General features: G+C 63.4%; 8 protein-coding genes. 3 read left to right on the top strand and 5 right to left on the bottom strand.

Annotated elements, in window-relative coordinates; all coding sequences use genetic code 11:
- Positions 1-68 precede the first annotated feature (68 nt).
- The 4 genes from ACP15D_RS00965 to ACP15D_RS00980 all read right to left on the bottom strand — a co-directional run bounded on the left by ACP15D_RS00965 (position 69) and on the right by ACP15D_RS00980 (position 4,818).
- On the bottom strand, positions 69-1,811 hold the full coding sequence (locus tag ACP15D_RS00965) for a glucan ABC transporter ATP-binding protein/ permease (RefSeq protein ID WP_424955713.1): 1,743 nt from the start codon (positions 1,809-1,811) through the stop codon (positions 69-71).
- 100 nt (positions 1,812-1,911) lie between these two features.
- On the bottom strand, positions 1,912-2,685 hold the full coding sequence (eutC, locus tag ACP15D_RS00970) for an ethanolamine ammonia-lyase subunit EutC (protein ID WP_424955714.1): 774 nt from the start codon (positions 2,683-2,685) through the stop codon (positions 1,912-1,914).
- Complete coding sequence (locus tag ACP15D_RS00975) at positions 2,682-4,064, bottom strand: ethanolamine ammonia-lyase subunit EutB (RefSeq protein ID WP_424955715.1); 1,383 nt, start codon at positions 4,062-4,064, stop codon at positions 2,682-2,684. The genes eutC and ACP15D_RS00975 overlap by 4 nt, the downstream gene beginning before the upstream one ends.
- Before the next feature lie 94 nt (positions 4,065-4,158).
- Positions 4,159-4,818, bottom strand: coding sequence for a response regulator transcription factor (locus tag ACP15D_RS00980; RefSeq protein ID WP_424955716.1), 660 nt, complete (start codon positions 4,816-4,818; stop codon positions 4,159-4,161).
- Positions 4,819-4,971: 153 nt separating this feature from the next.
- On the opposite strand from ACP15D_RS00980, the gene ACP15D_RS00985 reads away from it, so the two are divergent.
- Both ACP15D_RS00985 and ACP15D_RS00990 read left to right on the top strand, forming a co-directional pair.
- Positions 4,972-6,378: a histidine kinase gene (locus tag ACP15D_RS00985; RefSeq protein WP_424955717.1), complete on the top strand. Its 1,407-nt coding sequence runs from the start codon at positions 4,972-4,974 to the stop codon at positions 6,376-6,378.
- A 251-nt stretch (positions 6,379-6,629) separates the two neighbouring features.
- Positions 6,630-9,314, top strand: a complete 2,685-nt coding sequence (locus tag ACP15D_RS00990; RefSeq protein WP_424955718.1) for a TonB-dependent receptor family protein — start codon at positions 6,630-6,632, stop codon at positions 9,312-9,314.
- A gap of 193 nt (positions 9,315-9,507) precedes the next feature.
- Here ACP15D_RS00990 and ACP15D_RS00995 read toward each other — a convergent pair whose 3' ends face one another.
- Complete coding sequence (locus tag ACP15D_RS00995) at positions 9,508-10,251, bottom strand: ParA family protein (protein ID WP_424955719.1); 744 nt, start codon at positions 10,249-10,251, stop codon at positions 9,508-9,510.
- Between the two features lie 145 nt (positions 10,252-10,396).
- Here ACP15D_RS00995 and ACP15D_RS01000 point away from each other — a divergent pair, with 145 nt between their 5' ends.
- A complete protein-coding gene (locus ACP15D_RS01000) occupies positions 10,397-11,749 on the top strand; it encodes an aspartate aminotransferase family protein (RefSeq protein ID WP_424955720.1) in 1,353 nt (450 codons plus the stop codon).
- Positions 11,750-11,752: the final 3 nt, after the last annotated feature.

Below are 11,752 nucleotides of genomic sequence, written 5' to 3' on the forward strand. Positions count from 1 at the left end.
AAAATAGCAAGGGTCTACGTCCGCCAGCGAGCCTAGGCGGGCCTTCCTGACGGGCCGCTGACAAGGGGTCAGTCGTCGCCCCGCTGCGGTACCGTGAAGCCGCCTTCCTCCACCATGCGGGCGAACGGCCCGGAGCCAGCGGCGAGCGTATGGAAGTTTCCGCGCTCCACGATCCGGCCCTGCTCGAAGACGAGGATTTCATCGGCATCGGCCACCGTTGAAAGCCGGTGCGCGATGATGAAGGTGGTGCGCCCCTCGCGCAGTCGGTCGAGCGCCCGCTTGATACGCGCTTCGGTCGAGGCATCCAGCGCGCTCGTTGCCTCGTCGAGGATGAGGATCGGCGCATCCTTTAAAATGGCGCGAGCGATGGCGATGCGTTGCCGCTCACCCCCCGAGAGGGCATTCCCCCGCTCGCCGATGACGAAGTCGAACCCGCCCGGCTTGCGCATGACGAAGTCGTACGCCTCTGCAAGCCGCGCGGCCTCCTCGATTTCCGGCAGCGTGGCTCCCGGCCGGCCCACGGCGATGTTCTCGGCAATGGAACGGTTGAACAGCCCCGCCTCCTGGAACACCACCGCAATCGACGCCCGCAGCGAAGCGAGCGTCACATCGGCGATGTCGTGACCATCGATGAGAATGCGTCCGCGGTCCACTGCACGCAGTCGTTGCAGCAATGACAGCGTCGTCGTCTTGCCCGATCCTGTCGCGCCGACCAGAGCCACTGTTTCTCCTCGCGCCGCGCCAAAGTTGAGATCGAAGACGCCCTGCTCGGTTCCCGCAAAGCGGAAAGTGACATCTTCATAGCGAACGTCGCCGCCGACCGAGGGGAGGGGCTGCGCATCGGGCTTTTCTTCGACACCCTGCGCGGCATCGATCAACTCGAAATAACCGCGCAGCGCCGGTGCGCGGCGATGAATCGCGACGACGAAGTTCGTCACTTGATCGAGCTTACCGATGAGAAGGCCGGCAAACGCGACGAACGCCACGATTTCACCGACTGTCAACTCACCGCGTCCGGCCAGCACCGCACCGGTCGCCAGCACGGCCACCATGGTGATCGTTGCCGCCGAGCGTTGCAGCACCGTCAGCAAGCCCCACCACGTCAGCACCGGATACTGGGCGGCGAGAAGGTCGCTCATCACGCCGCGCATGGCATCCGCTTCGGCCTGCAGGCGCGTGAAGCTCTGCACGACCGTGACGTTGGAGATGACGTCGCCGACGCGTCCGAACACCGCGGAATTGTAGCGCTCGACAATGGCTTGCCCTGCACGCGTCTTGGTGATCACCACCGTGTTCATCACCACGTAGGCGACCGCCAGCAAGGCGAGGATGGCCGCCATGCGCACGTCCATGCTGATCGCGGTGGGAACCAGCAGCACGATGCCGGCAATGGCTGTGAGCTGCTCGCGCATGGCGCCGAGCCACAGCCAGAACAGCGCGTCTGTTCCCTGCAGGATGGATCGGACCACGGCGCCCGAGCCGCGCTCGGCATGGTACCCGGCGGGCAACGTCATCGCCCGCTCGAACGCTTCCGCCATCGCGGCCAGATGCCGGCGATGCGCCAGCCGGTCGGCATAAACGGCGACGGCGGCGCCCGCGATGATGCCGAACAGGCCGAGAAACGCCCACAGTGCGATATAGGTAAATGCCGCCTGCCCGTTCGAAAGGCTGTCTACGACACGCCCGAACAGCACCGGCTCGGCCAGTTGCACTAGGCCGATGGCGACCGATGCCGTCGCCAGCAGGAGAGCAATGCCGCGCTCGGCCCTCAGCATGCCGAGCGCGCGCATGTATAGGCTTGGGAGAGACATGCGCCGCGCCTTCTGACCTCACTCGTATGGAAATGATTGCATCAGCGATACACGGGGCATTGGCAGCTTTACCGTTGAGGTGGCAGTTGCGGAATGACCGCTAGCGCTCGATCGCCGGTTGCTGGATGCCTTCTAGCTGGAACGCGCTCTCATCCTTGAGCGTCACCCCAGTCAGCCCGCGCCGGAACGCCTCGCGCAGCAGCCAATGAATCTTGAAAGCACCTTCCGCTGCGCTGAGCCCGCCAGCACGAATGTTCGATACGCAGTTGCGCTCGCCGTCCTTGCGTCCGACGCGCGGTGAAAAGGTGAGGTAGGCCCCGAGGCTGTCCGGCGATGAAAGGCCCGGACGCTCACCGATCAACACCAGAACCGCGCGCGCGTTGAGGATTTCGCCAGCCTCATCGCCGAGCGCCACCCGCGCCTGACTGGCCAGCACCACCGGTCCGACGCTCCAGCCGCTCTTCCTCGCCATCGGCAGCAGCGCGCCAAGCAGTGCTCCCGCGTTTGCAGCAACGCCCGTCGACGAAAGTCCATCCGCAACGACGATGACAAGATCGGGATGTGAGCCCGTCGCCTTACCCGCGAGCAACTCCAGCGATGCCGGACTGAGACGGCGGCCGAGGTCCGGCCGGCGCAGGTAGACGTCGCGGTCGGTAGCGGCGCTCGCAACCGGCAGCGTCTCCAGTTTCATCGCGGAAACCTCGGCGGCAATCGGCGCCCAGTCCATCGGCGTCGTGACGGCATCGCGCGCTTGTGCGTGTGCCATCGCAAAGCTCAGCACCTCACGGATCGGTAGCGCCGAGCCAGCCCGCCCAAGGCCAATGCGCGCATCTGTAAAGCGGCGCAACTCGGGCCATGGCGCATCGTTGCTCATGCGGCGATCCCCTTGATGTGCTCGAGCAGTTCCGGAGCGGGATCGGCCAGCAGCCGCCCGTCAGCGTCCGCCAGCCCGATGCGCTCGAGCCAAGCTTCGAACTCGGGCGCGCGCCGCAGCCCCAACGCCTCGCGTACATAGAGCGCGTCATGGAACGAGGTCGACTGGTAGTTCAGCATGATGTCGTCGGCACCCGGTACACCCATCACGAAGGTGACGCCTGCCGCGCCCAGCAGCATCAGCAACACGTCCATGTCGTCCTGGTCGGCCTCGGCGTGATTTGTGTAGCAGACGTCGCATCCCATCGGCAGCCCCATCAGCTTGCCGCAGAAATGGTCTTCGAGCCCCGCGCGGATGATCTCCTTGCCGTTGTAGAGATATTCCGGCCCGATGAAGCCGACGACCGAATTGACCAGCAGTGGCTTGAACGTCCGGGCCACCGCGTAAGCGCGCGCTTCCAGCGTCTGCTGGTCGACGCCGTGATGCGCATCTGCCGACAGCGCCGAGCCTTGCCCTGTCTCGAAATACATGACGTTGTCGCCGACGGTGCCACGATTGAGCGACAGCGCCGCCTCACGCCCTTCCTTCAGCATGGCCAGGGTGACGCCGAACGAAGCGTTGACGGCCTGCGTCCCTCCGATCGATTGGAACACTAGGTCGACCGGGGCTCCGCGCGAGATCGCCTCGATGGACGTCGTCACGTGCGTCAGCACGCAGCTCTGCGTCGGAATGTCGAACCGCTGAATGATGTCGTCGAGCATGGCGATCAGATCGAGGATCACCGCCACGTTGTCGCTGGCCGGATTGATGCCGATCACGGCATCGCCGCAACCGAGCATCAGCCCGTCCACGATGGAGGCGGCAATGCCGCGTTTGTCATCCGTTGGGTGGTTCGGTTGCAAGCGCACCGACATGCGCCCTTTGAGACCAATGGTATCGCGAAACCGCGTGACGACCTCGGCCTTGCGCGCCGCTAAGATAAGATCCTGGTTGCGCATGATCTTGGCAGTGGCGGCCACCATCTCCGGCATGATCCCGGGCGCCAGCGCGGCCAGCGCCTCGGTCGTCGCTGCTTCCGACAATAGCCAGTCACGGAATTCCCCGACCGTCATGTGCGAGATCGGGCTGAACGCACGCTCATCGTGCGTATCGACGATCAACCGCGTAACATCATCGTTTTCATAGGGGATCAGCAGTTCTTCTAAAAACCGCTTCAGCGGCAGATCCGCGAGCACCATCTTGGCGGCGACATTCTCTTCCGCACTACGCGCCGCGACGCCGGCCAGCACGTCGCCCGAACGCGGCGGTGTCGCCTTCGCCATGACCTCCTTGAGGTCCGCGAACCGGTATTCGGTGTGCCGCCACGCTGTCCGATACATGACGGCCCTCCGCCATCGATATCCCTTCGAAAAGGATAGCGCGCGAATGCATCACCGCACAATCGTCGGATGCTGCGGCGTCGGCGACAAGCGATCAGAGAAAAAGAGGCAGCTCTGCGAACAGAAGGTAGCCCAGCGGTGAGGCAACGATCTTCTGCTCCACCGCGATACGGATCAACTGCATCGGCGTGCGAGCGTTGAACTTGGAGCGCAGCGCGGAGCAAGTCGTGGCCACCGTCTTGTAGGAGACGTTGATGAGGGCCGCGATCTCCGACATGCTCCTGCCCCTGGCCAGCAGCCGCAGCACTTCGCGTTCGCGCGAGTTGAGCGCGACCTGTTCGCCCGCGTTGCGCAAGAAGGCGATCTTCTGTGCCATGTCCTGCGGCAGCCAGTGCCCGCCGGCATAGACTTGGCGAACCGCTGTCAAAAAGGCGCTGGGGTCATCGCTCTTGCTGATGTACCCATGCGCACCGCCCTCGATCGCCTGTGCAGCGAACATCGGGTCATCGTTCATGGAGAACATGATGATGCGCGCGCGCGGCTCCCGCACCAGAAGGCGCCGGGCAAGCTCGAACCCTGACACATCCGGCAGATTGATATCGATGACGGATACGTCCGGCTTGTGGGAGACGAACAGCTCATGCGCGGTGGCTGCGTTGCGCGCCTCCAGCATGCTCATGTCATCGGTCTCGGCCAGCAGGGCCCTGCAGCCGGAGAGCACGATCGGGTGATCGTCGACGATTAGTACTTTCACGTTGTCCGTCTCGGCTTATGCCAAGTGATTGTATAACGTACGAATAGCGGCCGGACAGTGGACCGTCAAACTGCCCGGTATGACTTTTGCTTGAAGTCGTGAACTCGAAGTCTAGTTGCTTGACGCCCTGACGGGACTGACGAGGATCAACGTATGTCCATTCGCTTCCGTCTCAACGCGTTGATCGTCGCCGTCTCCGCGCTCGGACTAGGGCTTCTCGTGGCCGGGCTCGTGCTCAGCGCCGGCCCGCGGATCAGGGCCGAAAGCGAAAGCACGATGCGGCTGGCCAAGGAGTTCGTCGAGACGACGATCGCCAGCTTGCAGGGCACCGAGGACCCGGGCGCGCGGCTAAAAGTGCTCCTGGGAGGCCTGAAAGAGCTTCGCCACGTCCACATTTACCGTAGTGACGAGCCAGTGCCCGAGGCACTGCTGGCGGAGCAGTTGGACTGGCAGGGCGCCTCCGCCGTGCCCCGTTGGCTCGCCCACATGGGCCGCCCCATCGCCGCCATGGAGGTGCCGGTCATCGTGAATGGCAAGGACTTCGGCACCCTCGTCATCGCTCCGCGGCTCGCCGACGAGGCCGCCGAGATATGGGACTCGATCATCAATTTCACCTTGGGCGGGGCTGCGCTGGCGATAGCCGCGGCGCTGCTGATCAGCCTGACCATCGCGCGTCTGCTGAAGCCCATCGGTGACGTCGGCAATGCTCTTCAGGTGCTCGAGCAAGGGCGCTACGCTGTGAAGATCCCGGAAGGCGGCCCCCCCGAGATCGCAGGCATCTGCCGCAAGCTCAATCGCCTGGCAGCGACCCTCGATGAAACGGTGTCGGATAACAAGCGCCTTGCACAGCGGCTGGTGCGTGTGCAGGACGAAGAGCGCAAAGACCTCGCGCACGAGTTGCACGATGAGTTTGGCCCCTACTTATTCGCAGCCCGCGCAGCAGTGAGCACGCTAAGCGCAGACATCAAGCGCGGCCTATCTGACAAGCAAAAGCTGCTTGCGACTTGCGACACGCTCGTCACGCATATCGAGACGATCCAGCGCATGAACCGCAATGTGCTTCATAAGCTGCGGCCCATGGGCCTGGAGGAGTACGGGCTCAAGGCAAAGCTGACGTCGCTTCTGGCGCTGCTGCGCGAGAGCCACCCGCATGTTGCCATCCGGCTGAGCGTTGACGAAGACCTGCCCGTGGGCGACGAGACCAGCACGCTGACCATCTATCGCTTGGCACAGGAGGGTCTGACGAACGCGCTTCGCCACGCAGACGCTGCTCGCATCGATGTCGCGATCCGTCTGGCGCAATCCAGCGAGGCACCCATCGCGGTGCGAGGCCGCGGCGGTCCTGTCGTCCATATCGCCGTCGTCGACGACGGGCGAGGGCTGTCAAGCGATGCGAGGCCGAGCTATGGCATCGCAGGGATGAGCGAGCGCGTATGGGCGTCGGGCGGGGAGATGCACCTGACGAACCCTTCGGCGGGCGGTCTGCGGCTTGATGCATGGCTGCCGATAACGGCAGTAGATGGCAAGGAAATGCGAGACAATCTGCTGACGCGGGCCTGAGCGCAGCATTCGCCAACTGTTGCTTCGTTGACACATACAATCGTTCAACGTGTGTCCGGCGCGCCTATTTTTGGAAGCGCTTTTCTCAATCTATGAAATTCCGACCTGCCACTCTCGCCATTACTCATTGACATACGGGAGAAGTAGAACGCGGCAGTTTTTGCCAAAAAGCACAGCGCCTTTTTTCTCCCGAGTAACGCGTAGCTGGCGGCGCCTGCCAAGGCGCCGACGGCAGGGGGGAGTAAAAAGTAATGCGTATGTACCGCGTGGGGTCTGTCTCCGTTGCAGCCCTCGTTGCCGCTTTATCCACGGCCGCAGTCGCTCAAGAAGCACCGACGCCGGCACCCGCCGGAGAGCAGCTTCCACCGGTCGAGGTTATCCAAAAGCAACCGACTCCGGCACCCGCAGCCAAGAAGAAGTCCGCCGCTAAGAAGAAGTCGGTATCGCCCGCGCCTCAGCCGCCTGCCGCCGCGGCCAATCCCACCGCCATCAACCCCAATTCCGTCTACGGGTCCCCCGCCGCTGGTGGCGCCGCCGACCGCGCTTATGAGAGCGCGACGACCCCCATCAACCCGAGCCAGCTCGTTCCGACCAATCTTCAGGGCTACTCGAGTTCAGCATCGCAGATCACGCCGAAAGATATCGCCGAGCGTCACCCGAGCAACGTGAACGAGGCGCTGACACGCATTCCTGGCGTCATCGTCGTCAACGACGACGCCGACGCGCACCACGGCGGCATCGGCATGCGCGGCTCGCCTCCACGCCGGTCCCGCAAGATGCTCGTGATGGAGGATGGCCATACGGTCAACCTCGCGCTGTGGCTTGACCCGTCGGTGCACTACTGGGCGCCAATGGAGCGCATCGAAAGCGTCGAGGTGATCCGCGGCACCGTCATCACGCACGGCCCCAACAACAACTTCGGCGTCATTAACTCGCGCAATCTGTCGCCATTCGGACCCGACGAGACCGTCGTCAGCTCGGCCATCGGTTTCACCAGCATGCGTGGCGGCTGCTACGAATATGAGGACGACAACGGCGTCGATCAGGAGCGCTGCAAGGGCGACTCGACGGAGGAGTCGTATCGCTGGCATGTGCACACACGGCAAAGCGTCGATAACGTCGGCCTTGTCGCCTCCTATACCGGCTCGGACATGCAGGGCGCGTGGGATACCGAGCGCCTGCGTATCCACGACTTTTACGGTGCTCTCGGGTTCAAGGGATCCACTTCGGACGTGGTGGTGTCGGTCATCCACGCCCGGCAGAAGGACAACTACGACGAGCAGAATTTCCTCGGCGAGTACGAGTTGGGTGACAACTTCTCCGCTGACGAAGATACGGCCTACGCTGAGGCTGAACTCGTTGCCCAGGGCTTTGTTGGCTCGGCCGAGCAACAGTTCAGGCAGCTGGGCAGCTGCAAGAGTTGTTATGCGCCGGGCGCTGGAAACAACACCTACACGGGCGAAGTTTGGCGAGGCCAGATCGTTCACAACGCTTATATCGATGACGACACGACAGTGACGAGCCGCGTCTATGCCGGTTACCATCGCCGCGACCGCTATCAGCTGATCAGTCCGGAAGCCAATCCCGATGGCAACGCCGATGAGCTGCCGGTCGCGGATGGCAACGAAATCTTCCTAGATGATGACACGATGTTCGGCCGCCTGCGCACCTTCCGTCACCTCGGTAGCGAGGTGCGCGGCGAGTGGGCGAACCGCAGCATTCTGGGCTTCAAGCAAGACCTGCAGGCGGGTATCCGGTACGAATACCAGGACATGACCAACAAGAATGTCCTTGGTCGAGGAGGCGAGATTCTGGAGGACGGCGACAAAGGCTCGCTGACGTTCTTCGACCGCTCACTCAGCGCCAACACGGCTTCGGCCTTCCTACAATCGAACATCTACGTAGCGAAGGACTTCAACGTGCTCCCGGGCATCCGCTTCGAGTGGTACGACGTCAAACGCACCAATCGCGTCGTCGCTGCCGAGGAAGGGGAGGCGGGCGGTGCGGAGGACGATGATTGCACTGATAACGGCCTCGATGAGGGCTGCCTCGAGATTGACGGTATTGATTTCGATCCCGATCCATCGCGGGACAGCACCTCGGGCTTCAACGCGCTGCCGGGCATCGCCTTTGCCTATACTGGCCTCTACAGGAGCACGGTCTATGGCGGCTATCACCGCGGCATCACGACCAACGTGCTCCGCAACGAGAACTTCCCTTCGCCTGACGAGGTCGGCGACAACTTCAACCTCGGTCTGCGCTCGTCGGCCGTGAAGGGGTTCAATTTCGAGGTTGCAGGCTTCTACCAGCTGTTTACGGACTTCCAGTACGGCGAGTCCTTCTCATCGGTAACCGGTGACCGCGAGTTCGGCCGTGCCGCCGAAGTCACCATCAGTGGCGTCGAGCTATACGGCCGCCTCAACTCGCAGCCGTTCACCGGCGGTCCGCTAAACCTCTTTGCCGAGGCCAACTACACTTATGCCCGCAGCGTGATGGACAAGGCGTTTTCGGCTGATGGTGACGACTACAGCGGCAACCGCGTTCCCGAGGTGCCGTGGCACGTGGCTGCTTTGACCCTCGGCGTCGAAGGCACGACTGGCTGGCGCTGGAGCGCGAGTACGACCTGGACCTATCGCGGTAGCTTTTACACCGATGCAGCCAACACGCAGTACGGCGCTGGCTGGGAGCTCGAGTGCGAAGCAGAAACTGCGGGTGATCCTCACGAATGCGAACTTGAGGAGGCTGGCGAAGGCGGTCAGGTACCAAGCGTGTGGCTCTTGTCGGCCCGCTTCAACCTCGACATCGGCGACACCGGCGCCAGCGTGTTCGTGTCCGGCACCAACCTGCTCGACGAGTTCTACATCACCGACCGCGAGGACGGTATGAAGCCCGGCCTGGGCCGCACCATCTGGACCGGATTCAAGTACAAGTTCTAAACGTTACTGACCGCGTGCTAGCGCACGTTGCAAACCGCCCCCAGCACCCCAGGCTGGGGGCGGCTTTTTTGTTTGCAGATGACGTACACTGGTGGGTACCCGCCGCGGCGCGTAAGGCCACGAACTATCCGCGCTCTAACGCGCAGAAACGCCGCTGCGATTCTCGAATGGATAAATGTGTACGTGCTGCCGATCAGCTAGCAGCTTTGCTGTAGCTCGACAGCCCGCGCACGGGGCGCTGGGCAAACTGCGCCGTCGCAAGATCTGGGGGCGCCGTCGCGAGCTTGTCCTCGTGCAGCAGCCGGTGCTTCTGCATGATCTTCGTCAGGAGGGCACTCAACAGGATGCCGGCGGACCCGTTCAGCGGCTCGCCTGCGCATTCGATGAAGGCGAGGCCTTGGTTGTGCGCCTCGCGGTAGCGCGCCCGTTCGACCACCGCGCCGGGCAGCAGACTGAAATCGGCAACTTCGACGTAAGCGCGCGCGGCCTCTTCCTCGGCGGGATCGAGCAAGCGCGACAGCGCAATGTGTAGGCGCGATTTCGGCACGCCGCCTGCGCGCAGTTCGTAGAACAGCTCCATGGCCGGCTGCAGGTCGTCGAACGAGGACCCGGCGGGCTGCACTGTGAAGTGGGCAACGCTGGCAACCTCGGCCGTCAGCTCAGGCGTATTGCTCGGCGCATCGACAATCAGAAGATCGCAGTCGCCCTCCCGCGTGATGGCGGAATCGACGTTCCCATACCGGTGCACGGCGAGGGGAGGGTAGGCGCCCTCGCGCTCGCGCAAGTGCTGCCATCGCGTCGACGTCTGGTGCGTGGCATCGAGATCGGCCAGGGTGGTAATGAGGCCGCGCCGTGCGGCAACGGTTGCAAGGGCTCGGGCAAGCGTTGACTTACCAACCCCGCCTTTTCGGCTTACGAACGCGACGACGACTGTCATTGTGACGCTGCCGGACTCACTAAAAACAACCCGCTCAACACATCGGGTATGATTAAAAAGCGGCAGATTGGCGGCCGGTTGTGTGACGATCATGTGTCGAGCGCTCCACCGTCGTCTCAACCTGTGCCCCTCAGAGATTGATCGAATGGCTGAAACGAAGTTCGAAGTTCCTCACGCTGGCGAGCCGAGACCGAACGACCTCGGCGCCTTCTGGATGCCCTTCACCGCCAACCGCGACTTCAAGCGCGCCCCGCGCCTTTTCGTTGGCGCCAAGGGCATGCGCTTCGTGACGGACGATGGCCGCAAGGTGCTCGACGGAACATCGGGCCTCTGGTGCGTCAACGCTGGCCATTGCCGCGAGCCGATTGTCGAGGCGATCCGCCGGCAGGCTGGCGAACTGGACTTCGCCGGCACTTTCCAAATGGGGCATACCAAAGCGTTCGAAGCCGCTGCCCGCCTCGCCGGCATCGCACCGGCAGGGTTCGACCATGTGTTCTTCACCAACTCGGGCTCCGAAGCAGTCGACACCGCGCTGAAGATCGCCATTGCCTATCATCGCGCACGTGGCAACGGCGCCAAGACTCGCCTGATCGGCCGCGAGCGCGGCTACCACGGCTCTAACCTCGGCGGTACCGCGGTCGGCGGCATCCCCGGCAACCGCCGCATGTTCGGCGCCATCGTCGCCGGCGTCGACCACCTCCGCCATACGCACGATCCCGCGCGCAACGCATTCGCACGCGGGCAGCCCGAGCACGGCGAAGAGTTGGCGGACGATTTGGAGCGCCTCGTTGCCCTGCACGATGCCTCGACCATCGCCGCGGTGATCGTCGAGCCAGTTGCCTGCTCTGCCGGCGTCTACATCCCGCCCAAGGGTTACCTGCAGCGCCTGGCGTCGATCTGTGCACGCCATGACATCCTGCTGATACTCGACGAGGTGATCACCGCATTCGGCCGCCTGGGCACGCCGTTCGCAGCGGATTACTTCGGCATCAGCCCGGATATTATCACCACAGCCAAGGGCCTCACCAACGGTGCGGTGCCAATGGGAGCCGTGCTCGTCAAGGCCAAGGTCCACGACGCGTTCATGACCGGCCCGGAGGCGGCGATCGAGCTGGCGCACGGCTACACCTATTCCGGTCATCCGCTTGCGTCCGCGGCCGCCATAGCAACCATCGACCTGTTACAAAGCGACGGCTTGCTGACCCGCGCTGCCGAACTCGCACCCTATTGGCGGGAAGCCGTGCATTCGCTCGAGGGCCTCCCGCACGTCATAGATGTGCGCAACATCGGTCTCATTGGCGCAATCGAACTCACACCTCTGCCTGATGCTCCGGGCAGGCGCGCACACACGCGCTTCCTCGAAGCGTTCAAGCGCGGCATCCTCGTGCGCGCAACGGGTGATGTCATTGCGCTCGCACCCCCGCTCATCATCGAAAAGAACGAGATCGATGAATTGATAGGCACGCTCGCCAGCGTCCTCCGCGACGTCCGCGACTGATCC

The organism is Hyphomicrobium sp. 1Nfss2.1 (assembly GCF_965243865.1).
Classification (GTDB): Bacteria; Pseudomonadota; Alphaproteobacteria; order Rhizobiales; family Hyphomicrobiaceae; genus Hyphomicrobium_A.

What these genes read in the sequence shown, in the direction of transcription:
- ACP15D_RS00965 (WP_424955713.1), bottom strand. Translation starts at nt 1,811, where the DNA reads ATGTCTCTCCCAAGCCTATACATGCGCGCGCTCGGCATGCTGAGGGCC.
- eutC (WP_424955714.1), bottom strand. Translation starts at nt 2,685, where the DNA reads ATGAGCAACGATGCGCCATGGCCCGAGTTGCGCCGCTTTACAGATGCG.
- ACP15D_RS00975 (WP_424955715.1), bottom strand. Translation starts at nt 4,064, where the DNA reads ATGTATCGGACAGCGTGGCGGCACACCGAATACCGGTTCGCGGACCTC.
- ACP15D_RS00985 (WP_424955717.1), top strand. Translation starts at nt 4,972, where the DNA reads ATGTCCATTCGCTTCCGTCTCAACGCGTTGATCGTCGCCGTCTCCGCG.
- ACP15D_RS00990 (WP_424955718.1), top strand. Translation starts at nt 6,630, where the DNA reads ATGCGTATGTACCGCGTGGGGTCTGTCTCCGTTGCAGCCCTCGTTGCC.
- ACP15D_RS00995 (WP_424955719.1), bottom strand. Translation starts at nt 10,251, where the DNA reads ATGACAGTCGTCGTCGCGTTCGTAAGCCGAAAAGGCGGGGTTGGTAAG.
- ACP15D_RS01000 (WP_424955720.1), top strand. Translation starts at nt 10,397, where the DNA reads ATGGCTGAAACGAAGTTCGAAGTTCCTCACGCTGGCGAGCCGAGACCG.